The organism is Celerinatantimonas diazotrophica (assembly GCF_004339545.1).
Lineage (GTDB): Bacteria > Pseudomonadota > Gammaproteobacteria > Enterobacterales > Celerinatantimonadaceae > Celerinatantimonas > Celerinatantimonas diazotrophica.
Window position 1 is genome coordinate 28,356 of record NZ_SMGD01000016.1, and the last position, 23,817, is coordinate 52,172.

Here is a 23,817-nt window from a genome sequence, read left to right on the forward strand (position 1 = left end):
AGGTATATATATACAATGTTTAAAAGTTGTATTCTTTTAGCAACATCACGGATTTGAGTCTTGATAGCTTAAATATCCATAAAAATGACATATAAGTGCATAAATGGATGTGGTGGGACAATATTTAGGGGATTGTCCTGTGGGAATTATGAAATAAGTTGCCTTTGTTCTCGTTTAAACCGTGTGATTGGCGTCATCTTGGCCTTTATCGCAAGCGATAGATGTCATCATAAAGTCGTATCTAAGTTTCTTTTTTAGCTCCCATCTGCGCTTGCAAATGATATGCTCTTATAGAACTGCGTCGCTTGTTGGTGTTACGGCTAGTCTAGCGGGGTGTTTTAAGCCTTAAGTGTTTATCTAATCACACTATTTTTGCCATTTCAGGGGGAGTTATGAAATCCACGGTTGCCGTTTTTGCCAAGATTTCCGATACACATAAGCAAGTTCTCGAACAGTATTTCAATGTGCTTTATGTGAATCATATTGATGAACTATCTGAAGAAAAATGCCAAGAAATTCAAGGTGTTTTAGCCTCTGGTGGTTTTACCCTAGGCGAAGAGCAATTGGCGAAGTTACCTAAACTTAAAGCTGCGTCAACGGTGTCTGTTGGTTATGACAGCTATGATATTGATGCGTTAACAAATCGTCAGGTGATTTTAACGCATACGCCGGGTGTGCTCGATGAAACCGTCGCTGATACGGTATTTGCATTGATGCTATCCAGTGCCCGAAGAGTGGTAGAGCTTGCGACTTGGGTGCGCTCTGGTCAGTGGCATCGCAGTTTGTCTGATCAGTATTTTGGTCGCGATGTTCACCATAAAACGATTGGGATTGTTGGCATGGGGCGGATTGGGATGGCTGTTGCCCGACGGGCTCATTTAGGCTTTGGCATGCCGGTGCTTTATCATAATCGTCATCCCAAAGAAATCGCCCAAGAGCAGTTTGCCGCTCAATTAGTCGCGTTGGATGAGCTGTTTGCGCGTGCTGATTTTATTGTGATGCTCACGCCACTTACGGAACAAACTTATCATTTGATTGGCACGCAGCAGTTTGAAAAGATGAAACCTTCGGCGGTTTTCATTAATGCATCTCGCGGGGATGTGGTTGATGAGCAGGCTTTAATCGACGCTCTGGAGGGAGGAAAAATTGCTGCTGCAGGATTGGATGTTTTTCATCAAGAACCCATTGACCCTGATTCCAAATTACTCTCGATGCCACAGGTCGTTGCGCTTCCCCACATTGGCTCTGCGACTACCCAAACCCGTGAAGCAATGGCTGAGTTAGCGGTGAATAGTTTGGTTGATGCACTCGTGCATAAAAATGTTCACCATTGTGTGAATCCATCGGCTTGGTCTCTATAGGGACGATTGACATAGATTGCCATAAAAATCTCATTTTTAGATCATAATCATCTATACGATAGATAATGGTTCTTTAGCCATTGTGGTATCGCTCGGTATAGTGCTAGGCAGATTCTTTTATTAGTAGATAAACTATGGCTTTATTTTCACTGTTTCTTAAAGCTGATACGACGCCTCGTCGTTACTCCCGCCGCCCAATGAATTGGTTGAGGCAAAGTATCAACTTGTTTTTGGCTGATCGAGCAAAGACACGTGATGTCCACATTTTGGGGGTTGCCGAGCCACTAAAAGAAGGGGAAGTCGCCTTGGTTGGGGCTGGTCCCGGTGCGCCGGAACTGCTGACGCTAGCTGCATTGCAGATGCTCAATGAGGCAGATGTTGTGGTTTATGATCGTTTAGTTAGCAGTGAGATACTGAATCTGATTCATAGCGATTGCCAGCGAATTTGTGTGGGTAAGGCTGCATCTTATCATAGTGTTCCGCAGTCTCGGATTAATGAGATCCTGATTGAGCGTTCAGCTGCTGGTCTTCGCGTCGTACGCCTAAAAGGTGGTGATAGTTTTATCTTTGGTCGCGGTGGTGAAGAGCTTGAACAGCTGGCTCGAAGTGGTGTTAAGTTCCGAGTCGTTCCAGGGATTACGGCGGCATCAGGTTGTACAACGTATGCTGGTATTCCTCTGACGCATCGTGATTACTCGCAAGCAGTAACCTTTGTAACGGGACATTGCAAAAAAGATGGCAAGTCACCCGATTGGGCATCATTGGTCGCTTCCAATCATACATTGGTGGTATATATGGGGCGACTTGCTGCATCACAAATTCAGCAAAGTTTAAAAGAACACGGAATGAGTGAGCGGATGCCAGTGGCGGTGATTGAAAATGGCTCACGGCACAATCAAAGAGTGCTCTGTGGTCATTTATCACAGCTGTCTCGATTGGCCGAACAAGCTGCATCGCCAGCTTTATTGGTCATTGGTGAGGTTGTTAAGCTGAGTGAGGAACTGTCGTGGTTTAATTTTGCAGATCAAAAAAATCTTGCAGCATCTGCGTTAAATCATCTTGATAATGAGTAATTGGGGTTGGTTCAATCAGTTGTGCAAGTTCATCCCCAATGGGGGTCATGCGGTAATATAAAAGTTTGCACTGGCGGTAACGAGGACGCAATAGCCACATCTTCCCTCCTTGCTCAAAACTTAAGTCAAATTGAGCGGCAAAGCTGCTTTCTAATTCTCGGTCGTAAATTAGTCCTAGTTCAGCCAGTTGCATAATTTGATTATAGGCTAGGCGATAGCGCCCCAAAGATAACCGTCTGACACGCTGACGATGAATGGCAAATCGCCCGGGAAGGCGAATTGCCCCAATTAACAATTTATGGCTTTGTTCGCCACCCATACGACTGGCCAATTGCACTGCTCGCTGAAACCATTTCGCCTCACGTTGGGTCATTTGAGTAAGAGTTCTTAACGCTTTAATCGAGAAATGCCCAGGAGTCACCACTTCCATCGATAAAATTTGTGCCCAGAGTCGTTGCATCGCCGGAGTTTGGCTGGTTTTGGCCAAATCCAAATAAGCACTGAACCAGTCAGGATCAATTCGGCTGCCTGCTTCATCACCACAAATTCGTTCGGCTCGAGCCATGATCTGTTCTAAATTTTTTTGCACTCTGGCTTTTTCTAAGCGCTCCCGAGCCAGTGCTCGCTGGATATAACTACTTTCAGGCGACGGATCTTCAATAAGCGTGTGTAAGCCGTGGCGCTTCGCCAATTGCAAAGTGTGTTGTTTTGCAGAGGTGACCGATGAATCGGTTTTGATCGTCGTCTCGCTCATGGCGTTTCAGCATGTTCCTTCGGTCATGATGGGTAAAACACAAAGCGTTAAGTAAATAGCAAGATGAATTCTCGCTCTACTGTTATATAACGGCTTAAATTGATTTAACTTTAATCTAATTATTAAAAATAGATAAATAAATGCATAGCAGAAGAGCTGCTGCTGAATGTGTCGAATGACTTACTTGATTGTAAATTGATGCGGATATGTTAAATTATGTTGTATCAAAGTTAACAAATTATGTTTGTTTGAGGAATTATCTGTTTTGATGTACATCAGATGGGTATCAAAATATGCAAAGACAGTATGTTTGCTAGGGGCTTACTTTGCATTATTAGTCATGTTAGCGATGTTGTTTTAGTCCTGTATAAAAGGCCTCAAAATCAGAGGCCTTTTGTCTACCTAAAAAATTATTTTTTCTGGGCACGTTCATATGATGAGGTAATTTCAGCTTCAGCAGCTGCTTTGTTATCCCACCCTTCTACTTTAACCCATTTTCCTGCTTCTAAGGTTTTGTAATTTTCGAAGAAATGTTGGATCTGGTTTTTCAACAATTCTGGCAGATCATCGATATCCTGAATATGATCATATTCTTTGCTCAGTTTGCTCACTGGGACCGCAATAATTTTGGCATCTTCACCAGATTCGTCAGTCATTTTTAAAACGCCGATTGGACGAGCACGAACAACGACACCTGTTTGCAATGGATAGGGAGTCGGAACTAAAACGTCAACAGGGTCGCCATCTAACGACAGGGTATGGTTGATATAACCGTAGTTAGCAGGGTAGAACATGGGAGCTGTCATAAACCGGTCAACAAAAACGGCACCGCTCGCTTTATCAACTTCATATTTAATCGGAGAAGCATTGGCAGGGATTTCAATGATAACATTGATATCATCCGGCAGGCTTTTGCCAGCAGGAACATCGTTCAGGCTCATGAGTTTTCCTTACAGATAAATGTAGTGTATAAGTGAGCTTATTATAACGACCTTAGTAATAATCACCAGTCGAATGAGGCGAGCAATAATACAATGCATATTCATATTTTGGGGATTTGTGGCACATTCATGGGAGGAATCGCCAAACTTGCTATTGAGTCCGGACATCGGGTTAGTGGCAGTGATCAAAATGTTTATCCACCGATGAGTACTCAGCTCCATGAGCTCGGTATCAAGTTAATTGAGGGCTATGATCCTGAGCAACTTGCATGTCAACCCGATTTAGTGCTCATTGGTAATGCTTTAAGTCGGGGCAATCCTTGTGTTGAAGCTGTTTTGAATCAAGGGATTGCCTATACCAGTGGTCCTCAATGGCTACATGATCATATTTTAGGTGGACGTTGGGTTTTAGCGGTCGCAGGCACGCATGGTAAAACGACAACTGCCAGTATTTTAGCTTGGATATTACAAGCCAATGGCCTTGAACCAGGCTTTTTAATCGGAGGCGTAGCGCCCAATTTTGCTCAGACCGCACGATTGGGAAACACGCCTTTTTTTGTGGTTGAAGCAGATGAGTATGACAGTGCTTTTTTTGATAAACGTTCTAAATTTGTGCACTACAGTCCTCGTACGGCAATCTTAAATAATCTCGAATATGATCATGCGGATATTTTCCCTGATTTAGCTGCGATAGAGCGGCAATTTCACCATCTAGTTCGCATTATTGCGGGAAATGGTCAAATTATTGCACCGGGAGATAGCCAAGCGCTGAATCGAGTTTTAGCGATGGGATGTTGGAGTGAACTTGTTCGTACTGGTATTGATTCCGATTGGCAGATCGAAAAATGTGTTGATGATTGGCAGCAGTTCCAAGTAATTTTTCAAGGGCAGTTGCAAGCAAAGGTACATTGGCAATTGATCGGCATACACAATGCGAGAAATGCTTTAATGGCTATTATTGCCGCTCGCCACGTTGGGATTCGTCCTGCAGATGCCATTGCCTGTTTGAGTGATTTTATTCCACCCAAGCGGCGTCTAGAAAAGCTAGCTGAACTGAATGGGGTTACCATTTATGATGATTTTGCCCATCACCCCAGCGCTATTGAAACCACCTTGCAGGCAATGCGGGCAAATCTCGGTGCAGATACACCGATCATCGCTGTTTTAGAGCCTCGCTCAAATACGATGAAGCTAGGGGTTCATCAAAAGAGCTTACTCAGTAGTTTAAAAGAAGCGGATCAGAAAATTATCTACAGTGGTGATGCACATTGGGATGTTGCTGGACTATTTGCCAATGATAAGAGTGCTCGCTGTTACAGTGATATTGAATTGGTGGTTGCGGATTTATTAGCTCACCGGCAAGATGGCCAACACATTGTACTGATGAGTAATGGTGGCTTTGCTGGACTTCGGGAAAAGCTCCTTAGCGCATTGCAAACAGACAAGTAAGTGTTTATCCGAGATATAAAAACAGCGCCTCAGATTGGGCGCTGTTTTTATATAGTAGCTATCGGCTCAAATTAACATAATGGACGCAGTAAAGACGTCACATAATCATTGATGAAATCGATGACCACTTCGCGAGAAGGTTGGTCAGGACGATTAACCATTTGTACTGACAGATAGAAAGAGGCGGTCAAGGCTTGAGCTGCATTGTCTGCATTCATGGCACTCGTGAGTTCGTCTTTTTCGAACCCTTTTTGCAGAGACTGACCGATGATTTCGTTAATACGGCTCTGAATTTTAGTAAAACGAGGCCATACATCCTCACGAACAGAGGAGCTCCACTCTAGCCAGATGTGAACAACATCCGGTTCGTTGAAGGTGGTATCTACTAATTCTTCAACATAATCGTGAATGCTCTGCAACGGTGTTTTATCTTGGCTGAAAGTACTATTCACTAATGCTAGAATGCGTTTTTCTACTTCGGCTAAGACATCATCGACGAGATCTTCGCGAGTGTTAAAATAATTGAACACGGTAGCGACAGAAACGTTGGCCAGTTCGGCAATTTCTGCATGGCCAGCACGACCAATACCGCGTTTGGAGAAAACTTTGGTTGCACATTCCATCAGCTGTTTTCTGCGGGCTTCTGGAGACAGACGTGTACGACGACGTACGTCGTTATTGTTTGTGGTATCCATAATCGTTACTCGTTTAGTTACTTTAAATTTATTTATAATTGGCTCAAGGCCTGTTTTTAGAAAATTTGGAAGAATTACATAGTGTGTATACCATTATGTCGGCAACACTAGCAATAATCTTCTCAAATTGGGTTAATGATAGATTATTCATTACAAAAATAACAGAATGAAATGCCCAAATTACACAAAATTACATAACCGACTGAACACTCAGATATAATTCAGCAATTCATGGACGGATTCGCTAATTGTTCAAAAAATAGAGTAAAATATTCACTTTTTTATAATGGATATCATTTATATGATGAAGCATTCTATAGAGCTTTTAATTACAGAAAAACAAATTGCCGAACAGGTGCATGTGATCGGTGAACAGATCAATGAGCGTTATGCTGATCCTGAGCGCCCCTTGATTTTAATTGGCTTGCTGCGGGGCTCTTGTTTATTTCTTGCTGATCTCTGTCGTCAGATTAACCGTCCAGTCATTCTAGATTTTATGAATGTGTCCAGCTATGGAAATTCAATGCAGTCCACCCGAGATGTTCGAGTTCTGAAAGATCTTGATGAAGATATCAGCGGTGCAGATTTGGTGATTGTTGAAGATATTATCGATACAGGCAATACTTTAAGTAAAGTGCGAGAGATGTTATTGCTGCGCAACCCGAATAGTCTTGCTATCTGTACATTACTTGATAAACCATCACGGCGAGAGGTCGAGGTTCCTGTTGACTGGGTTGGTTTTTCTATCCCTGATGAGTTTGTGATTGGTTACGGTATTGATTACGCACAGCGTTATCGTAATTTACCTTATATTGGCAAAGTGATTCCCGAATAACAGCCCGTTGCAAGAATCGATTCATCAGTTGTCCTTCTCCATTTTTATGAAAACTCAAATAGGAGCTTTATGAATAGTCCAGTGGAGCACGAACCACAGGCTTTGGAAATTGAGTCGCTAAAAAAAATATATAAGGGCGGTGTCGAGGCTCTCAAAGGCTTGACCTTAACTGTCAAAAAAGGCGACTTCTATGCCTTGCTGGGACCGAATGGTGCTGGCAAATCAACAACGATAGGTATCATTACCTCATTGGTTAATAAGTCTTCCGGTCGGGTTCAAATTTTTGGTTATGATTTGGATAATCAACTGGAGTTAGCCAAATCTCAGGTTGGTCTTGTGCCGCAAGAATTCAACTTTAATCAATTCGAAACGGTTAAACAAATAGTTGTACAGCAGGCCGGTTACTACGGCGTGACAAAAGACGTCGCCAATGAACGAGCTAAAGAGCATCTATCGCGACTGGGTTTATGGGAAAAACGTGATCAGCGTGCCCGTAATCTTTCAGGTGGAATGAAGCGTCGATTGATGATTGCGCGAGCGCTGATGCATGAGCCAAAGTTGTTGATTCTCGATGAACCCACCGCAGGGGTGGATATTGAATTGCGCCGCTCTATGTGGGATTTCTTGCGTGAACTTAATGAGCAGGGAACGACAATTATTCTCACGACTCACTATCTTGAAGAAGCCGAGATGCTATGTCGGCATATTGGAATTATCGATAATGGGGTTTTGATTGAGAACACCACGATGCGAGAGTTGCTTGGGCAATTGACCAAAGAGACTTTTATTCTCGATCTGGCTAAACCTAGTTTTGCTCCTGAACTGACTGGTGTTGACAGCCATATGATCAATAGCACCACTCTGGAAGTTACGCTCAGTAAGGAAGGGAATCTTAATAGTGTTTTTACCCAACTCAGTGAACAAGGCGTTAGCGTTGCTAGTATGCGAAACAAAGCAAACCGCTTAGAAGAGTTATTTGTCACGATGGTTGAAAACGGCAGGAGCAAATCATGAACGCGAGAACATATTGGATCGCTTTTCAAAGTATCATAACCAAGGAAGTGCACCGCTTCACGCGAATTTGGGTTCAGACGATTGTACCACCGGCCATTACCATGACGTTGTATTTTGTTATTTTCGGTAACATTATCGGCAGTCGCGTCGGTGTGATGGCTGGTGTTGGTTATATGCAGTTTATCGTCCCCGGCCTGATTATGATGGCGGTCATTACCAACTCCTATTCGAATGTCGCCTCTTCTTTTTTTAGTGCTAAATTTCAGCGCAACATTGAAGAAATGTTAGTGGCTCCGATTCCTAATTATGTGATTATTTTAGGTTTTGTCGGCGGAGGTATGGCTCGTGGTTTATGTGTGGGACTGCTGGTGAGTTTGGTTTCACTGTTTTTTGTGCCATTTCATGTCCACAGTTTGGTCGTTGTTGTTACGACCGTATTATTTACCTCGGCGGTTTTTTCGTTGGGGGGATTGATTAATGCTATTTATGCCCAGTCGTTTGATGACATCAGTATTGTCCCAACTTTTGTGCTGACACCTCTGACCTATCTAGGCGGCGTCTTCTACTCTATTACGCTGTTACCTGATTTCTGGCGAGGTGTGTCCCATTTTAATCCGGTGGTTTATATGGTCAGTGCTTTTCGGTTCGGGTTCTTAGGCATAAAAGATGTGTCATTATGGTTTTCCTTTGGTGTGTTATCAGCCTTTGTCGTTGGCTTATATATTTGGGCTCATCTATTAATTAAGCGTGGTTATGGACTTCGAAGCTAATCAAATGTGCTCCAAAAGGGTGACTTCACCACAGCTGGGGATCCACAATCGACTGCTGGAGGTGGTGAATCGTCATCGGCAGTCAGTTTCTATGCGACCTGTAGCTGCACATAGCCAGGCTGCTTTTGCCGCTTTACAGCATTGGCTTGCAGATAAACCTCAGCGGCCTATCATCCTCGACTCATGTTGTGGGGTAGGGCAAAGTACAGCAAGCATTGCTCAAATGCATCCAGATGCTTGGGTGATTGGGGTGGATAAATCAGGTGTTCGTCTGGATAAGCACCATGCTTATGCTAATACACAGGACAATTATCTATTATTACGGGCAGATCTGTTTGATCTGTGGAAATTACTGAATCAGCATCAATTTAAACTGGCCAAGCATTTCTTGTTGTATCCGACACCATGGCCAAAACCGGCTCATCTGCAGAGGCGTTGGTATGCTTGCAATGCGTTTCCATTTTTAGTCGCCTTGGGAGGGGAGTTAACTGTTCGCAGTAACTGGGCGTTGTATGTTCAGGAATGTGCCGCTGCGCTTAACTGTTATGGCATCGGAGCACAAATCAAGCAATTTGAGAGTGAAACCCCATTGACGCCGTTTGAGCGCAAGTATCAGGCTAGTGGCCAGACACTTTGGCAATTAAGTGCGCAACTGAAGCCATCCCTATAAAAATAAAGCCCTTCAATGAAGGGCTTTATTTTTTTCTATAAGCTTGCAATGATTAACCATAATTAAACGAATAGCTAACAAAGTTGTTGCATTCCACCTCCTGTGCGCAATTCACAACTTGAGGAGTTTATATGGTTATCAAGAAGCGAGATCAGCTGACTGAGTCTGATGTTACCCCTGAAGCTATCTATCAGGCACGCCGCTCCTTTATGAAAGGCGGAATGGTCCTTGGGTTGAGTGCTTTGTTGCCTTCGGTTGCAATGGCTAAACCAGAAAATAATGCTGGTTCATTTACCCAGTCAGTGCCCAATTGGCTCAAACAAAAAATCCTTGCTTCCCGTGCCAACACGCAGCCGATTAAAGAGGCGTTAACACCTTATAATATTGCAACTACATACAATAATTTTTATGAGTTTGGTTATAACAAAGATGATCCGTCTAAAAATAGTGGGAACTTCCAGCCATTTCCATGGAAGGTTGAAATTGCCGGCGAAGTGAACAAACCAGGGCATTACGATTTAGACGAGTTATTGAAAAATATCGATTTAGAAGAGCGCATTTATCGATTGCGCTGTGTGGAAGCTTGGTCGATGGTTTTACCTTGGATTGGCTTTCCTTTGCATAAATTACTCAAACGGTTTGAACCAACCAGCCGAGCCAAATATGTGAAATTTACCAGCGTGTATCGTCCGAAGCAGATGCCCGGGCAAGATAGTGCTTTCAGTACGATCAATTGGCCGTATGTTGAAGGGTTACGAATGGATGAAGCGATGCATCCGTTAACACTAATAGCAGTCGGGTTGTATGGTAAAAATCTGTTAAATCAAAGCGGAGCCCCATTGCGATTGGTGGTTCCTTGGAAATACGGTTTTAAAAGTGCCAAATCCATTGTTAAAATCGAACTTGTCGAACAACAACCTTTGAATACTTGGCAACAAATTGCTCCCAATGAGTATGGTTTTTATGCCAATGTAAATCCTCATGTTGATCATCCGCGTTGGAGTCAGAAAGAAGAGCGTCGTTTACCATCCGGATTATTTCACCCTAATATTATTCCAACTCGCATGTTTAATGGATATGAGCAGGTCGCGAGTTTGTACAAAGGGATGGATCTGCGGAAAAACTTTTGAAGGATTTCAATATGCCTGTGCGGCTAAGACGCTGGACTATTTTTGTTGTTGCGCTGATTCCGTTTGCTCAGCTGGTTTATGGTGCTGTTTATCAGACCTTGGGTGGGGATCCGGCGAAAGCTATTTTGCTTGCAACTGGTTTCTGGGCGATGCGATTTTTATTGATCACTTTGGCTGTGTCCCCTCTTGTTCGCTATTTAAAATGGCGTTGGTTGATGCCGCATCGGCGTATGTTAGGGTTATTTGCGCTGTTTTATGGATTGGCTCATTTGCTTTCATACTATCAATTTATTCTCGGTGGTAATTTAGCGATGTTAGGCGAAGAGATCATTAAACGGCCGTATATTTTAGTGGGAATGCCAGCGTTACTGATTCTGATTGCTCTGGGAATCACCTCGACTCGGGGATGGATGCGACGACTTGGCCGACGTTGGCAACAGTTACATCAATTGATTTATCTGGCTTTTATTCTTGCTTGGGTCCATCTCTATTGGCAGGTTCGCTCAAGTTATTTCGATGCTGTGCTCTATGGTGCTATCGGTTTGGTGTTATTGTCATTTCGTGTTCGTAAGTTTCTGATTAAAAGAACATAATCCGCTATCTTTTGCCGTAGTTCATGGACTATTTGTCATCTACGGCGCTCTTCTTTTTTATTCTTTTTTAATTTTCGATATATCTAAACTTGATCATTTTTTTATCTTAGGCTAATTTAGATATATCTTTTTTTAGATATATCGAAAATAAGGGATAACAAATGAAAGATACACTAGGTAGACATCATGATTCTCCTCGAGGTCACGGTTTACAGAGGAAAAAAGGCGGACGAGGGTGTGGCCGGGGAAGAAGCTGTGAACAGCATCATCAAGCGTGCTGCGAAGACTCAACTCGAGAATGTGGCCACAGAGGTAAACATGGGCGTCGCCATAAATTGGGCCGGTTGTTTGCCCATGGAGATTTGCGGTTGATGATCTTAGCGTTTATCGAAGATCATCCTTGTCATGGCTATGAGTTGATGAAAGTGATTGAAAAAGCTAGTTCTGGTTTGTATTCGCCGAGTGCAGGGGTGGTTTATCCAACTTTGAATGTACTTGAAGACCAACTGTTGATTGAAGTGCAAGATGGTGGGGAAGGTGGACGAAAAGTCTATCAACTGACACAACTTGGAAGCCAAGAGGTTGACTCACAGCGCAATTATATCGATAAATTAAAAGAGCGACTGGCGCAATTTGGCAAACCACAAAATACGCAGCAGTACGACCAATTGAGTGAATCGATGCATCGGATTAAAAAAGCACTCCGTCAACAGATGTTAAATCAACAGTCGCAGATGGATTTTTCTGCCCACATTGAGATTTTAACGAAAACAGCTGAGCAACTTGAACAGCTCAATGAAGAAAATGAGCCAAAATGAACTTGTTAAGGGTTGGATAGCACTACGAAATGACATGCAAAGCAATTTTGGATAGCCGGTGGATAAATCAGTTTAGGGGCTTAACTTCTCTGATCATGACGAAATTTTATCGATAGTGGGAAGAGCTCGTTTGCGTAGCCATCTTAATTTTTCGGGTATAGCTATATTCAGAAATGGTGCTCGAACATCGCAGGTATCCAATTTTGCACTGCTTCGCTTCGGGATGTGTTTAAAGGTTTTATGATTGGATTGAAAAAGGTAATAGAGAAAAATGATGAGTGATCCAACGACATTACTCCGACAAGCTGGACTTAAAGTGACACTACCACGCCTTGCGATTTTACGCTGCTTTATGGCCCAGAGTCATCCCCATCAAAGTGCAGAGCTCGTTTATCAGAGCTTTTTAAACTCAAGTCAACCGATTGCATTGGCAACGGTTTATCGGGTGTTAGAGCAGTTTACTCAAGCTGGATTATTAAAACGTCATTATTTTGATGGCAAAGTGGCGATGTTTGAATTAAATCTGCACCGTCAGCATGCTCATCTCATCTGTAATCAGTGTGGTGAAGTGATTGAATTTGAAGATGATATAATCTCTGATCGGTTAAAGCAGATCGCTGCTTCTCATCAGCTGAAAATTGTCGATCAAACACTCTATATTTATGGTGAATGTGCGTGTCAAAAGCATACGTAAACGTTGAGAACGATTGCTTATCCCCGTTTGAGGACAAGCAATCTTGATGGTTATGCCATCTGCATCTGAATACTATCTTTAGTACCTTTCATCGTATTATTTTCATCAAATAATATGATTTGAGGGTGATGATTTTTTGCCTCACTTTCATCCATTGTGGCAAAGGTGCAGATGATCAGTTTATCTCCAACAGCTGCTTTTCGAGCTGCAGCACCGTTGACGGATATTATTTTGGAACCCGGTTCAGCCGCAATGGCATAGGTTGAAAAACGCTCACCATTGTCCACGTTATAAATATCAATGGCCTGATATTCTAAAATCCCAGCGGCTTCTAAGAACTCTTTATCAATCGCACAAGAGCCTTCATAGTTCAGCTCTGCCAGAGTGACGCGCGCGCGATGTAGTTTCGATTTGAGCATAGTTAACTGCATCCATAACTCCTTAAATCTTAGTTTTGCAATTAAAGTTTGACGACCAAATTATCGATGAGTCGTATTTCGCCGAGATAGGCTGCAGCGAGAATCACCGCTCGTTGGCTCTCTGGGCTCAAAGGTCCTAGTGAATCAGCATCTACAATATCAATAGCATCGGTTTTAAAATCTAATTCATTGAGCTTTTGTGTGCTCATCTGACTGATTTGCTGAGGAGCAAGACCAGCGGCTAATTGTTGGGCGGCCCAACGTAGTGTTTGGGCGAATAAGGGCGCCTGAGCCCGCTGCGTTTTGCTCAGTAAACTATTGCGAGAACTCATGGCTAATCCATCTGTGTGGCGAACGATCGGCACAGACGCGATTTCAATTGGAAACATTAACTCTTCACACATGCGACGGATAATCGCAAGCTGTTGGAAATCTTTCTCACCAAAGCAAGCGACATCTGGCTGAACAATGTGAAATAGCTTGGCAACAACGGTTGTCACACCCAGAAAATGTCCGGGGCGTTGTGCGCCTTCAAGGGCTTCACTTAAGCCGGCGACATGCACTGTGGCTGGACTATCTAAGCCATTGGGATACATGGTGTGCTCATCAGGAGCAAACAAAATATCAGTTTGAGCTTCAGCAAGCTTTTGCTGATCGGCTTTAAAAGAGCGGGGGTAATTTTGCAAATCTTCCGGACGGTCAAATTGCAATGGATTGACAAAAATAGAAACAACAACTTTGTCAGCGATTTGTTTGGCATATTCAATCAGGTGTAAATGTCCTGGATGAAGGTGTCCCATGGTTGGGACTAGCGCTACGCGTAATTGGTCAGCTTTATACTGCCGGATCAGCGTTTTAAGTGGTGCGATTTGGCTAAACGTTTGCATCGTATTTATTCGTTAAAGATATGTTCTGAACTCGGAAATGAGCCTTGACGAACTTCCTGTATATACTGGCCGATAGCGTCAGGGATGCTATTGGCTTGTGCCATATAATTTTTAGCAAATTTAGGGAGTTTACCAGGAGTAATGCCTAGCATGTCATGCATGACTAAGATTTGACCATCGGTCTGTGCACCTGCGCCAATGCCAATTACTGGAATGGTTAATGCTTCACTGAGGGCTTTACCTAAAGAGGCGGGCACACATTCAACCACTAATAGTTGAGCACCAGCTTTTTCGACGGCTTTGGCCTGGGCGATAAAATCGGCCGCTTGTTGGGCCGAACGCCCCTGAACTTTGTAGCCACCGAACAGATGAACCGATTGTGGAGTGAGCCCCATATGAACGCAGACTGGAACGGCTCGTTCAACTAAAGCTTGAATCGTTTCACACAACCACTGACCGCCTTCAATTTTGACCATGTTGGCACCCGCGCGCATTAATGTGGCTGCATTGAGCAAGGTCTTTTCTAATGAGGGCATCGACATAAAAGGCATGTCAGCAAGAATGAGTGCATTTTTACAGCCACGAGCTACCGCTTGGGTGTGATAGGCAATATCATCCACATTGACGGGTAGGGTCGATGAATGTCCCTGAACGACCATCCCTAAGGAATCGCCAATTAACAGGGCATCGATGCCAGCATCATCAAATAAATGGGCAAAGCTTGAGTCATAAGCTGTCAGTGTTGCTATTTTTTCTCCGGCGGCTTTCATCGCAGCCAGTTTAGTGATGGTAATTGCCACAATGTCTCCTCCGCTATACCATCAACAATGAACCTTAATGGGTCCACTGCTGTGCTGTTTCCCGGCGATATAATCCGTTGCGTTTTATCTGCTTGGCCAGTTTGGCAATGTGTACCCCGTCGGGTAATACTAACGATGGCGCGATTTCGGCCAGCGGTAAAACGACAAACTCACGCACTTGCAGACCATAATGTGGCACACATAGTCGGGGAAAGTCGAGTATTTGTTGACCAAAAAGCAGAATATCTAAGTCTAGAGTTCTGGGGCCCCAACGTTCAGCCTTTCGCACCCGTCCCTGTTGTTGCTCAATCGCTTGAGTTGTATCCAACAGCGCGAGTGGTTCAAGTGTGGTCTCAATGGCAATGACCGCATTAAGATAGTCAGGTTGATCCTGCGGTCCCATCGGTTTGCTGGCATAAAGCCCTGATACAGCGATCACTTGGATTTGAGCAATATCGCTGAGAGCTCGACGGGCGCTGACCAATTGTCTGCGGGGGTCATTTAAATTACTACCTAGCGCAATATAACAAAGAGTGTTCATCACACATCTCGGTGATTGGCTGATGTATTGGGCTTGCGCTTTTTCGGACGACGACGCTTGCTGGCTGCTCTAGTCCCTTTGCCAAGGGCTTTGGTCATATTAAAGCGTTCTTTGTCATTGGCGTTTTGAAATTGCGTCCACCATTGCACGAGATCCAGAAGTTCTTTATCACCACTGGTTTTTGCTCTCAGTTCTAAAAAGTCATAAGCCGCTCGAAAACGCGGATGTTCGAAGCATCGCTGTGCTCGTTTACCTTGACGCCTTGTTAATCGGCCCTGCAATTCCCAAATTTCGCGAATGGCACTCGTAAAGCGCCGTGGAATCGCAATACTCTTACATTGAGTCGCTAGTACTTGGTTCATCGCCATTGCCAGAGCATCTGTACTTGGCAGTGACAATTCGGTGAGTAACTCTTGAATACGAATTTCTAGTACCGGATAGAGAATTGCTGCAAAAATAAACGCAGGGGTGACTCGCTGTTCGTTGCGAACGCGCCGGTCTGTGCTCTCTAGAGCCGCGGTGATAAATTCAAGCGTTGTGCTGTGTTCGCCACCACTGGCTAATAGCGGTTTGAGTTGTGGAAACAAAGGAATCAGTAACCCATGTTCTTTGAGTCCAAGGAAGGTATTTTTACCTTCACCAGCTAAGAACATTTTTAGGCATTCTTCAAATAATCGTGCCGCCGGAATATCGCGCAGTAATCCAGATAAACGATGAATGGGTTCACCCGTACTATGGCTGATATTAAATCCTAGTTTCACGGCAAACCGCACGGCTCGAAGCATTCGTACGGGGTCTTCATGATAACGAGTATCAGGGGGGCCAATGAGTGCGATTCGTTTTTCTTGGATGTCTTTCAGGCCATTCGCAAAGTCAATAAGCGAAAAATCAGCAATATTGTAATAGAGGGCATTAATTGTAAAATCGCGGCGTTCGGCATCTTCATCTAATGAGCCATAAACGTTATCACGCAGCAGCATTCCCTGATCAGACTGCAAATGCTGTTTATTGTCGTTTTCTGATTCATCGTGATGGCCACGAAAAGTTGCCACTTCAATAATTTCACGACCAAATAAAATATGGGCAAGTCTAAATCGGCGTCCGACTAGACGGCAGTTGCGAAATAGTTTTTTCACCTCATCTGGGGTGGCATTCGTTGTGACATCAAAATCCTTGGGCTTTTTCCCAAGTAGTAAGTCGCGTACACCCCCACCGACTAGGTAGGCCTCGTAGCCCGCTTTATGTAAGCGGTACAACACCTTTAAGGCATTGTCACTAATGTCCTGACGTGAAATGGTATGCTCAGAACGTGGAATGATGGTTTTACCTAGACCACTTTGTTCGGCTTCGTGCTGCTGCAGAATATGACTGCATGCTTTAAAAATTCGGCGAAAAATAGTTATTCCTCCCCCTATTATCCGGATAGGTCGCTAATATAGCCCAGCTTGATGCAAATGAAAACGATCTCAGTTGCTCAGATGGGGTGGGATATTTCGTTTATCCCAGACTTGGGCCATTTTGGCCAATAATATTGGTGGCGGCAGTTGCTGCCAGCTATTGGGTACTTGATGCCCTAAAAATGCCAAAGCATCATGGAGTTGCTTAAGAATATGCGTTTGGCTGAGTGCTGGAGCATGATTCTGTTTACTTAATTTGCGTCCAGTACTATCACATGCTAATGGTAGGTGCAGATAATCCGGTTCGCGTCGTTTGAGCATCCGATAAAGATTACATTGACGTGCTGTTGGCTCTAGCAGGTCACTGCCTCGGACAATTTCGCTGACATGGGCATCAATATCATCCAATACAACGGCTAAATTATACGCATATAAACCGTCGCGGCGAAATATAATGAGATCTTCGTGAGCAAGATTTTTTTTAAGGGGCTGCCATCCTCGAAGTTGATCCATAAAACCATACGTAGGTTCATTACAATGTAACCGAATGGCACGCCCTGGCTTGTTTTCAAGCGCCAAGAAGCGACAATGGCCATCATAGATGCCACCATTACGAACTTGAATTTGCTTGCGGGTGCATTGACAATAATAGGCATCGCCAGTTGCTAACCATGTATCGATTTGGCGCTGATAGCGATTAAGATGCTGGCTTTGGTAGATGACTTGGTCATCCCAATGTAGCCCAAAATCATTCAGTTGCTGCAAAATAACATCACTCGCTCCAGAAACTTCTCGAGGAGGATCGATATCTTCAATACGCACGAGCCAACGGCCATGATAATGTCGGGCTTGCAAAAAACTGCCAACAGCCGTAACTAGCGAGCCGAAGTGGAGAGGACCGGACGGGGAAGGGGCAAAACGTCCAATATATGCACTGTTCGTCATAATTTAACCAGGCAGCAAAGCTGCCTGATCTACAACCATTAACCTGCCATCTGTTTTTCTTTAATTTCAGCTAAGGTTTTACAGTCGATACATAAATCAGCTGTTGGTCGTGCTTCTAATCGGCGGATCCCAATTTCGACACCACATGAATCGCAAAAACCGAATTCATCTTCGTCAATTTTCAGCAGAGTTTTCTCAATTTTCTTAATCAGTTTACGCTCTCGGTCACGAGTTCGTAGCTCTAAACTGAATTCTTCTTCTTGAGCTGCGCGGTCAACCGGATCAGGAAAGTTAGCTGCCTCATCCTTCATATGGGTGACAGTTCTGTCGACCTCTTCGCGTAACTGACGCCGCCACGCTTCCAAAATTGTTCGGAAGTGTTCAAGTTGGCGTTCGTTCATATATTCTTCGCCGGGTTGTTCCTTATAAGGTTCAACGCCTGCGATAGAAAGTACACCTAGCGTCTTTTTTTTGCCTTCAGGCATGCCTTCTCTCCTAAATTAGTCCTCGACGTTTGGCCGTCGAAAATCCAATGGCCGCTATCTATACCAGAAAGTTTTTACTAGCGCAATTGAAACACGGTGAAATTGTGCAGTTTTGCTGGGTTTCATCATATTGCAAAAGGTACTGGCAAATCTGCTACGATCTGTTCTCGATTACAGTCGAAGCGCTGACAAATGACTTCGACACCCGCTACCATTGCGTGTTTGAGTAACTCACCATAAAGATGGTCTATATGGTGGGCAATACTGACTTTTTCAATCCCATGGTGCATAACAGCGAATAATAATATAGCGCGCTGCTGTGTTTGTGCGATCGCGGTTAATTCGCGTAAATGCTTCTGCCCACGGCTCGTCTTTGCATCAGGGAATAAGCCTAGACCATCTTTGCTTAATAGGGTGACACTTTTTACTTCAATGTAGCAATCTGGCCGATTTTCTGCGCGAAGTAATAAGTCAACACGACTGTTTTCCTGGCCATATTTCACTTCTCTTTGGATCGTTGCATACCCATTTAGTGCCGGTATTTGCTGGTTATGGATGGCTTCGGCGACGACTTCATTGGCTCGAGCTGTATTAATACAGATCATCTGCCCTTGCTCATTTTCAACAAGTTCCCAGCTGTAGCGACATTTGCGTTTAGGATTCTGGCTATCGCGAAGCCAGACTCGCCAATTAGGTTGAGCACATCCGGTCATTGCCCCCGTATTCGCACAATGAGCCGTGATGACTGAGCCATCATCGAGTTCAACATCCGCTAAAAAACGTTTATAGCGGCGAATGAGTGTTCCACTGATTAAAGGAGGAGAAAATTTCACAAGCACACCATGTTCAATTTGACAAAATATCATAACTGAACAGAGCTGTGCTGTCAGTTGCCCAATGAAAAGTGCTCAATCCGTTGATATAAGGCGCCATTTCCGACAGAACAATACAGATCAAATCCGTTGACTTGCCAGCTCAGTAACGGGAGCTTGACATTGGGCAGAGCCGCCTGAGTTAGTTTTCTAATGAGACTTACGTGTGGGATATAAGGCTCGCAGTTGCCTAATTGTTGAGCTAATAAATACAAAGACTTACAACATTGGATGCTTAAGTATCCCGTCTTTGCTTTAGCGAAGTAGCCGAGTCCATCCGATTGCACAATAAAGGTATTCACATTTATCTCACGAGCGAGTTCTTTTGCTTGTTGTAGCTCATAAGTCGTTTGTGGACCTAAGAAGTGTAGGGTTAGATGAAAGTTCTCAGGTGGAATTAACCGCACATGATGGTGGGCTAAGTCTTCTGTCACTAAATAGGTTAGCCATTTTTGTTGCAGAGTGAGCAGTTGTTGATGGTGAGATGGGTTGACTGTAATCGCAAAAAAGTAACGTGATTGTGCCATATTTCTCCCCTTCGAGCTGATGTATCGTAAGTTTTGACCCTAGAATACTTTTATATACACTAAGCAGAAGTTTATTTTATGAAACGCCGTGCATTACGTTATGACAAATCCGCTTTCGGTTCTTCCGGTCGTCAGTATTTTAGATAATTTACTTCAAGGCTTGTCTGAGCAATCACAATTGTTATTGGTGGCTCCCCCTGGCGCCGGGAAGTCGACAGCGGTCCCTTTGGCCATTTTACAAAAAGCGCAATTAAATGGACTGATTATTATGCTTGAGCCTCGTCGGCTAGCGGCTCGGCATATTGCGCAGTTCTTAGCAAAGATGCTTGGCGAACCTGTGGGCCAACAGGTCGGCTATCAGATGCGCGGCGAGTCACAACGTTCCTCAGCCACGCGACTGCTGATTGTCACTGAAGGTATTTTAACGCGAATGCTGCAGGATGACCCAATGCTCGAAACGGTGGGCTTGGTGATCTTTGATGAGTTTCATGAGCGAAGTTTAAATGCCGATTTAGGGTTAGCATTATGCCTTGAAGCTGCTCAAGTAAATGAATCACTCAAATTATTGGTGATGTCGGCAACGCTTGATATCTCAGCATTACAAAAAGTATTACCCGAGGCGCAGCTCATTCGTTCACAAGGGCGTACTTTCCCGGTACAGGTTGATTATGCTCCTTTGCCTAACTCAGGGGTTATTGAGAGCCATTGCGCTGCGGTCATCCAATCGCTGATCGGGCAGCATAATGGTAGTCTTCTGGCTTTTTTACCAGGGACTCGTGAAATCCGACGGGTTGCACAATTACTTGATAAAATGGAACTTGGTAAAAATGTAAGTATTTACCAACTTTATGGACAGCTAACGATTGAGCACCAACAAAAGGCCATACAGGCCATGCCTGATGGGCAGCAAAAGATCGTGTTAGCGACTAATATTGCAGAGACTTCGTTAACGATTGAAGGCATCACCGTCGTCGTTGACAGTGGTTTGGAGCGCGTGGCTCAGTATCATCGGGCTAGCGGGGTGACTCGTCTTAATACTAAAATGATTTGTCAGTCATCAGCTGAACAGCGAGCGGGTCGCGCAGGACGGTTGTCTCAAGGCTGGTGTGTCCGATTATATAGTGAAGAGCAGTTTAACCACCGTCCTCGCTTTAATGATGCTCAGATCTTGCGGAGCGATTTAACAACGTTTTTGGCACAACTTAAACTGTTAGGCTCAGATCCCGCTTCGTTACATTGGGTTGACCGCCCGCCAACGGGGGCACTAGCTCGTGCTGAAGAGCTGTTAGCGCAGCTGGGGTTTTTGGATACAGCGGGTCATTTAACTCCGATGGCGCGGCATACCGGCAATTGGAGTGCAGATCCTAGAATTTGTGCGTTGTTGTACCAAGCGGTCCAATTGGCCAAGGTTGCAACTCGAGAGATTCTGGCTCGGGGCGCTTATTTAGCGGCAGTTCTGGAACAAAGAGTGATCAGTGCCGAGAGTGACTTTCACCAAATGTTGCGCACGCTTGATGGCAATACTCGTCGCCAAATTGCTCGGCAAGGGCGAATTTATCAAACCGTTATTGGTGCCGATGCGCTTGATGAACGCATAGAACATCCGCTCGATGGCGTGTTATTGGCTGCAGCAATGCCTGATCGCATCGCACATCGTCAGGGGGATCGTTATCTGCTGGCGAATGGGTTTGCGTTGCAAAATGCGCGGGTTTACTCAGATTGGATTATTGCTTTAGAGCTGGGCTGGCAAGAAGGCCGTTCGACAGGGCAGCTCTATTTAAGTGCTGAGATCACTTTAGAGCAACTAGAACAATTTTATCCGCAGTGGTTTTATCATGAAAAAGTCTGTGAATACGATGAGCGTCGACAAGCCTTTATCTCTCAGCAGAGAAGATGTCTTGGGGCTATTGTAGTTCAATGTGTCAATGATAGTGAGCGTTCACAAGAGGCGCTACTTCACGGCTGGTCTAAGTTGATTGCTCAACGTGGAATGAGTTGGCTCCCTATATCTGCTAAAGCTCAGGCTTTTAGGACGCGAGTGATCTGTTTGAATCAGTGGCTTGGTGATTGCTCATTCCCTGATTTGAGTGATGATGCGTTATTATCTGGATTATCCGATTGGTTGTGGCCTTATTTAGACGGGATTTATCAGTATAAGACATTAAAGCAACTTGATTGGCTAGGTATCTTTAAATCGCTATGTAGCTTCGCGCAGTTACAGTTACTTGATTCGTTAGCGCCTACTCATTATCAAGCGCCCTCTGGTCGCGACGTTGCCATTGGCTATCAGATCGGTGAAACCCCGCGTATTTCACTGAAACTTCAAGAGATGTTTGGACAACCACAAAGTCCAACTGTGGCGCATAAGGTGGCCATTACCATTGAGCTGTTATCCCCAGGAGGGCATGTTTTACAGCTCACGCAGGATCTGGCTAGTTTTTGGCAAAACGCTTATCCCGAAGTGCGCAAACAGATGCGTGGGCGCTACCCCAAGCATCCGTGGCCTGAAGATCCTCTTGATAGCATCGCAACACATAAAACCAAGCGACAGCTCCAGCGATGAATCACTATAAGCCTGGGGCTTTCCATAGTGAGGTTGTCAAACCACTATCAACGAGCTGGAGTTGCTGGTGGTAAATATCCAGCCATTTTTGTTTATGATGTTGATACTGCTGATGATTTTCTTGATTGGGGTGATACACTTTTTCAATTTGGACAAATTTTTTGCTGGTTTCTTGCAGCGAATCAAATACCCCGATGCCGACACCTGCCACAATCGCGCACCCCAGAGCTGTTGATTCTTTGACTTTAGGAATATGGACCGAGAGTCCTGTGACATCGGCTAAAATTTGTGACCACAAAGCGCCTTGTGAACTACCTCCAGAGAAGATGATCGAGTCTAATTTCACCCCAGAGAATTTCTCAACTTGTTCTAAGTTACATGAAGCGACGATTGCTGCATTCTCTTCGAGTGCTCTAAATAGTACGGCTTTATTACATTTATCGGGGTCAATCGACATATTGATGAACGAGGGAGCCGCGTGATACCACGATTTAAAATGCATTGCGTCAGAGAAGATTGGGACGACATCATTTGAGCCTAATGGCACTTTTTGGGCCATCTGCTCCAAGAGCGTATAAGGGGAGATCCCTAATTTTTTCGCGACGAGCTTTTCTTCTTCACAAAACACGTCTCGAAACCAGCGCATGGTCAGGCCAGTAAAAAAGCTGATCGATTCCGCCTGTACCAAGGATGGGATAATGTGAGGATTAATGCGCACATTCATATTGGGATCGGTAATTGGTTGAGGGAGGTTGACCACCTGTTGCCAAAAGGTTCCGCCAATAATGGCGGCTTGACTCGGTTCTGTTAACCCCAAGCCAATACAGCCGAGTTGGACATCACCGCCTCCGACGATAACCGGTGTGCCTTGCCTAAGGCCTGTTTGTTGGGCGGCTTGGGCAGTCACTTCACCCAGAGGCATCGTTGACTCTTTGACAGGCGAGAGGATATTTGATTTCAGACCCGCTAAATCGAGTAATTCTGGATGCCAATCTCGGGTTACGAGATTGAGCATCCCCGTGGTTCCTGCATTCGAGGGATCAACCGCTAATTGATCGGTCAGCATAAACCCGAGCCAATCACTAATCATTGAGATGGAACTGGCTCGGCGGTATAGATCACCTTGGTAATGAGCCAACCAAAGCAGCCTTGGTATGGCACTGAGCGCTAGCGTTTGTCCTGAAATTTTATAAAGCTGATTTTCGAATTGGTGATCACGTAGCTCTTTAAGCTCATTGACTTCGCGAGTTGCACGGGCATCTACGTTACCACAGGCCCAAATGGGAACGCGGTCGTTGTCATACAGAACAATACCTTCGCGCATCGAACAGCTAGAAACAGCAAGAATATCTTTGTTGCTGATCCCACTTTGCGATAACACCCCTTGAATACATTGGCAGCTTATTTGCCAACTATAGGGCAGATCAAATGTCATGGAACCTGGAATATCTGGGTCAACAGGATGAATCCATTCTTGTTGATAGGTGGCAATCTGCTCGCCTTGCAGATCGAAAATAACCGCCCGCATACTGCCTGTACCAGCATCTAATGCCATTAAGTAACCATGTTTATTCATTATTTGAT

At 44.4% G+C, this 23,817-nt stretch carries 25 protein-coding genes; 12 read left to right on the forward strand and 13 right to left on the reverse strand.

Annotation, left to right across the window (positions count from 1 at the left end; all coding sequences use genetic code 11):
* The first annotated feature begins 392 nt into the window (after nt 1–392).
* Both EV690_RS14820 and cobA read left to right on the forward strand, forming a co-directional pair.
* On the forward strand, nt 393–1,361 hold the full coding sequence (locus EV690_RS14820; RefSeq protein WP_131913797.1) for a 2-hydroxyacid dehydrogenase: 969 nt from the start codon (nt 393–395) through the stop codon (nt 1,359–1,361).
* 134 nt (nt 1,362–1,495) lie between these two features.
* Nucleotides 1,496–2,434: a uroporphyrinogen-III C-methyltransferase gene (gene cobA / locus EV690_RS14825; protein ID WP_131913798.1), complete on the forward strand. Its 939-nt coding sequence runs from the start codon at nt 1,496–1,498 to the stop codon at nt 2,432–2,434.
* Here cobA and EV690_RS14830 read toward each other — a convergent pair.
* Nucleotides 2,373–3,188, reverse strand: coding sequence for a TIGR03899 family protein (locus tag EV690_RS14830; RefSeq protein WP_131913799.1), 816 nt, complete (start codon nt 3,186–3,188; stop codon nt 2,373–2,375). The genes cobA and EV690_RS14830 overlap by 62 nt on opposite strands.
* Before the next feature lie 410 nt (nt 3,189–3,598).
* The gene (ppa, locus tag EV690_RS14835; RefSeq protein ID WP_131913800.1) at nt 3,599–4,129 is read right to left on the reverse strand and encodes an inorganic diphosphatase; all 531 of its coding nucleotides are present in this window, start codon (nt 4,127–4,129) and stop codon (nt 3,599–3,601) included.
* Nucleotides 4,130–4,222: 93 nt separating this feature from the next.
* Between ppa and mpl the strand changes: the two genes are divergently transcribed.
* Entirely contained in the window at nt 4,223–5,578 is a 1,356-nt protein-coding gene (mpl, locus tag EV690_RS14840) for a UDP-N-acetylmuramate:L-alanyl-gamma-D-glutamyl-meso-diaminopimelate ligase (protein ID WP_131913801.1), read from the forward strand.
* A 71-nt stretch (nt 5,579–5,649) separates the two neighbouring features.
* Here the strand turns inward: mpl and EV690_RS14845 are convergent, their stop codons facing one another.
* Nucleotides 5,650–6,273 carry a TetR/AcrR family transcriptional regulator gene (locus tag EV690_RS14845; protein ID WP_224054983.1) on the reverse strand — a complete coding sequence of 208 codons (624 nt, stop codon included), beginning with the start codon at nt 6,271–6,273 and terminating at the stop codon, nt 5,650–5,652.
* A 304-nt stretch (nt 6,274–6,577) separates the two neighbouring features.
* Here EV690_RS14845 and hpt point away from each other — a divergent pair, with 304 nt between their 5' ends.
* The 8 genes from hpt to fur all read left to right on the forward strand — a co-directional run bounded on the left by hpt (nt 6,578) and on the right by fur (nt 12,797).
* A complete protein-coding gene (gene hpt, locus EV690_RS14850; RefSeq protein WP_131913951.1) occupies nt 6,578–7,108 on the forward strand; it encodes a hypoxanthine phosphoribosyltransferase in 531 nt (176 codons plus the stop codon).
* Between the two features lie 69 nt (nt 7,109–7,177).
* Nucleotides 7,178–8,122, forward strand: a complete 945-nt coding sequence (locus EV690_RS14855) for an ABC transporter ATP-binding protein (protein ID WP_131913802.1) — start codon at nt 7,178–7,180, stop codon at nt 8,120–8,122.
* Nucleotides 8,119–8,892, forward strand: coding sequence for an ABC transporter permease (locus EV690_RS14860; RefSeq protein ID WP_131913803.1), 774 nt, complete (start codon nt 8,119–8,121; stop codon nt 8,890–8,892). Before EV690_RS14855 ends, EV690_RS14860 begins: the two co-directional genes overlap by 4 nt.
* Nucleotides 8,876–9,562 carry a tRNA (guanine(46)-N(7))-methyltransferase TrmB gene (trmB, locus tag EV690_RS14865; protein WP_224054984.1) on the forward strand — a complete coding sequence of 229 codons (687 nt, stop codon included), beginning with the start codon at nt 8,876–8,878 and terminating at the stop codon, nt 9,560–9,562. The genes EV690_RS14860 and trmB overlap by 17 nt, the downstream gene beginning before the upstream one ends.
* A gap of 131 nt (nt 9,563–9,693) precedes the next feature.
* The gene (gene msrP / locus EV690_RS14870) at nt 9,694–10,692 is read left to right on the forward strand and encodes a protein-methionine-sulfoxide reductase catalytic subunit MsrP (RefSeq protein ID WP_131913804.1); all 999 of its coding nucleotides are present in this window, start codon (nt 9,694–9,696) and stop codon (nt 10,690–10,692) included.
* 11 nt (nt 10,693–10,703) lie between these two features.
* The gene (locus tag EV690_RS14875; protein ID WP_131913805.1) at nt 10,704–11,285 is read left to right on the forward strand and encodes a protein-methionine-sulfoxide reductase heme-binding subunit MsrQ; all 582 of its coding nucleotides are present in this window, start codon (nt 10,704–10,706) and stop codon (nt 11,283–11,285) included.
* A gap of 161 nt (nt 11,286–11,446) precedes the next feature.
* Nucleotides 11,447–12,103, forward strand: coding sequence for a PadR family transcriptional regulator (locus EV690_RS14880; RefSeq protein WP_131913806.1), 657 nt, complete (start codon nt 11,447–11,449; stop codon nt 12,101–12,103).
* A gap of 271 nt (nt 12,104–12,374) precedes the next feature.
* On the forward strand, nt 12,375–12,797 hold the full coding sequence (gene fur / locus EV690_RS14885) for a ferric iron uptake transcriptional regulator (protein WP_224054985.1): 423 nt from the start codon (nt 12,375–12,377) through the stop codon (nt 12,795–12,797).
* A gap of 50 nt (nt 12,798–12,847) precedes the next feature.
* On the opposite strand, the gene panD is transcribed toward fur, so the two are convergent.
* The 9 genes from panD to EV690_RS14930 form a co-directional block, all read right to left on the reverse strand.
* Nucleotides 12,848–13,228 carry an aspartate 1-decarboxylase gene (gene panD / locus EV690_RS14890; RefSeq protein WP_131913807.1) on the reverse strand — a complete coding sequence of 127 codons (381 nt, stop codon included), beginning with the start codon at nt 13,226–13,228 and terminating at the stop codon, nt 12,848–12,850.
* A gap of 29 nt (nt 13,229–13,257) precedes the next feature.
* Nucleotides 13,258–14,103, reverse strand: coding sequence for a pantoate--beta-alanine ligase (panC, locus tag EV690_RS14895; RefSeq protein WP_131913808.1), 846 nt, complete (start codon nt 14,101–14,103; stop codon nt 13,258–13,260).
* Nucleotides 14,104–14,108: 5 nt separating this feature from the next.
* Entirely contained in the window at nt 14,109–14,906 is a 798-nt protein-coding gene (gene panB, locus EV690_RS14900; protein ID WP_131913809.1) for a 3-methyl-2-oxobutanoate hydroxymethyltransferase, read from the reverse strand.
* A gap of 31 nt (nt 14,907–14,937) precedes the next feature.
* Nucleotides 14,938–15,444 carry a 2-amino-4-hydroxy-6-hydroxymethyldihydropteridine diphosphokinase gene (gene folK, locus EV690_RS14905; protein ID WP_131913810.1) on the reverse strand — a complete coding sequence of 169 codons (507 nt, stop codon included), beginning with the start codon at nt 15,442–15,444 and terminating at the stop codon, nt 14,938–14,940.
* Nucleotides 15,444–16,841 (reverse strand): polynucleotide adenylyltransferase PcnB, encoded by a 1,398-nt coding sequence (pcnB, locus tag EV690_RS14910; protein ID WP_396022821.1) that lies wholly within the window; start codon nt 16,839–16,841, stop codon nt 15,444–15,446. Before pcnB ends, folK begins: the two co-directional genes overlap by 1 nt.
* 69 nt (nt 16,842–16,910) lie before the next feature.
* Nucleotides 16,911–17,786: a tRNA glutamyl-Q(34) synthetase GluQRS gene (gene gluQRS / locus EV690_RS14915; RefSeq protein ID WP_131913812.1), complete on the reverse strand. Its 876-nt coding sequence runs from the start codon at nt 17,784–17,786 to the stop codon at nt 16,911–16,913.
* Between the two features lie 38 nt (nt 17,787–17,824).
* Nucleotides 17,825–18,271: an RNA polymerase-binding protein DksA gene (gene dksA / locus EV690_RS14920; RefSeq protein WP_131913813.1), complete on the reverse strand. Its 447-nt coding sequence runs from the start codon at nt 18,269–18,271 to the stop codon at nt 17,825–17,827.
* A gap of 125 nt (nt 18,272–18,396) precedes the next feature.
* Nucleotides 18,397–19,137: a DNA/RNA nuclease SfsA gene (gene sfsA, locus EV690_RS14925; protein WP_396022815.1), complete on the reverse strand. Its 741-nt coding sequence runs from the start codon at nt 19,135–19,137 to the stop codon at nt 18,397–18,399.
* Nucleotides 19,138–19,157: 20 nt separating this feature from the next.
* Nucleotides 19,158–19,670: a 2'-5' RNA ligase family protein gene (locus EV690_RS14930; protein ID WP_131913815.1), complete on the reverse strand. Its 513-nt coding sequence runs from the start codon at nt 19,668–19,670 to the stop codon at nt 19,158–19,160.
* A gap of 100 nt (nt 19,671–19,770) precedes the next feature.
* Between EV690_RS14930 and hrpB the strand changes: the two genes are divergently transcribed.
* On the forward strand, nt 19,771–22,233 hold the full coding sequence (gene hrpB / locus EV690_RS14935; protein ID WP_131913816.1) for an ATP-dependent helicase HrpB: 2,463 nt from the start codon (nt 19,771–19,773) through the stop codon (nt 22,231–22,233).
* Between the two features lie 4 nt (nt 22,234–22,237).
* Here hrpB and lsrK read toward each other — a convergent pair whose 3' ends face one another.
* Nucleotides 22,238–23,788 carry an autoinducer-2 kinase gene (lsrK, locus tag EV690_RS14940; protein ID WP_131913954.1) on the reverse strand — a complete coding sequence of 517 codons (1,551 nt, stop codon included), beginning with the start codon at nt 23,786–23,788 and terminating at the stop codon, nt 22,238–22,240.
* Nucleotides 23,789–23,817: the final 29 nt, after the last annotated feature.

Bases quoted from the DNA above. Each gene is read 5' to 3' on its own strand.
- EV690_RS14820 (WP_131913797.1), top strand. From the start codon at position 393: ATGAAATCCACGGTTGCCGTTTTTGCCAAGATTTCCGATACACATAAG.
- cobA (WP_131913798.1), top strand. From the start codon at position 1,496: ATGGCTTTATTTTCACTGTTTCTTAAAGCTGATACGACGCCTCGTCGT.
- EV690_RS14830 (WP_131913799.1), bottom strand. From the start codon at position 3,188: ATGAGCGAGACGACGATCAAAACCGATTCATCGGTCACCTCTGCAAAA.
- ppa (WP_131913800.1), bottom strand. From the start codon at position 4,129: ATGAGCCTGAACGATGTTCCTGCTGGCAAAAGCCTGCCGGATGATATC.
- mpl (WP_131913801.1), top strand. From the start codon at position 4,223: ATGCATATTCATATTTTGGGGATTTGTGGCACATTCATGGGAGGAATC.
- EV690_RS14845 (WP_224054983.1), bottom strand. From the start codon at position 6,273: ATGGATACCACAAACAATAACGACGTACGTCGTCGTACACGTCTGTCT.
- hpt (WP_131913951.1), top strand. From the start codon at position 6,578: ATGAAGCATTCTATAGAGCTTTTAATTACAGAAAAACAAATTGCCGAA.
- EV690_RS14855 (WP_131913802.1), top strand. From the start codon at position 7,178: ATGAATAGTCCAGTGGAGCACGAACCACAGGCTTTGGAAATTGAGTCG.
- EV690_RS14860 (WP_131913803.1), top strand. From the start codon at position 8,119: ATGAACGCGAGAACATATTGGATCGCTTTTCAAAGTATCATAACCAAG.
- trmB (WP_224054984.1), top strand. From the start codon at position 8,876: ATGGACTTCGAAGCTAATCAAATGTGCTCCAAAAGGGTGACTTCACCA.
- msrP (WP_131913804.1), top strand. From the start codon at position 9,694: ATGGTTATCAAGAAGCGAGATCAGCTGACTGAGTCTGATGTTACCCCT.
- EV690_RS14875 (WP_131913805.1), top strand. From the start codon at position 10,704: ATGCCTGTGCGGCTAAGACGCTGGACTATTTTTGTTGTTGCGCTGATT.
- EV690_RS14880 (WP_131913806.1), top strand. From the start codon at position 11,447: ATGAAAGATACACTAGGTAGACATCATGATTCTCCTCGAGGTCACGGT.
- fur (WP_224054985.1), top strand. From the start codon at position 12,375: ATGATGAGTGATCCAACGACATTACTCCGACAAGCTGGACTTAAAGTG.
- panD (WP_131913807.1), bottom strand. From the start codon at position 13,228: ATGCAGTTAACTATGCTCAAATCGAAACTACATCGCGCGCGCGTCACT.
- panC (WP_131913808.1), bottom strand. From the start codon at position 14,103: ATGCAAACGTTTAGCCAAATCGCACCACTTAAAACGCTGATCCGGCAG.
- folK (WP_131913810.1), bottom strand. From the start codon at position 15,444: ATGAACACTCTTTGTTATATTGCGCTAGGTAGTAATTTAAATGACCCC.
- gluQRS (WP_131913812.1), bottom strand. From the start codon at position 17,786: ATGACGAACAGTGCATATATTGGACGTTTTGCCCCTTCCCCGTCCGGT.
- dksA (WP_131913813.1), bottom strand. From the start codon at position 18,271: ATGCCTGAAGGCAAAAAAAAGACGCTAGGTGTACTTTCTATCGCAGGC.
- sfsA (WP_396022815.1), bottom strand. From the start codon at position 19,137: ATGATATTTTGTCAAATTGAACATGGTGTGCTTGTGAAATTTTCTCCT.
- EV690_RS14930 (WP_131913815.1), bottom strand. From the start codon at position 19,670: ATGGCACAATCACGTTACTTTTTTGCGATTACAGTCAACCCATCTCAC.
- hrpB (WP_131913816.1), top strand. From the start codon at position 19,771: ATGACAAATCCGCTTTCGGTTCTTCCGGTCGTCAGTATTTTAGATAAT.
- lsrK (WP_131913954.1), bottom strand. From the start codon at position 23,788: ATGGCATTAGATGCTGGTACAGGCAGTATGCGGGCGGTTATTTTCGAT.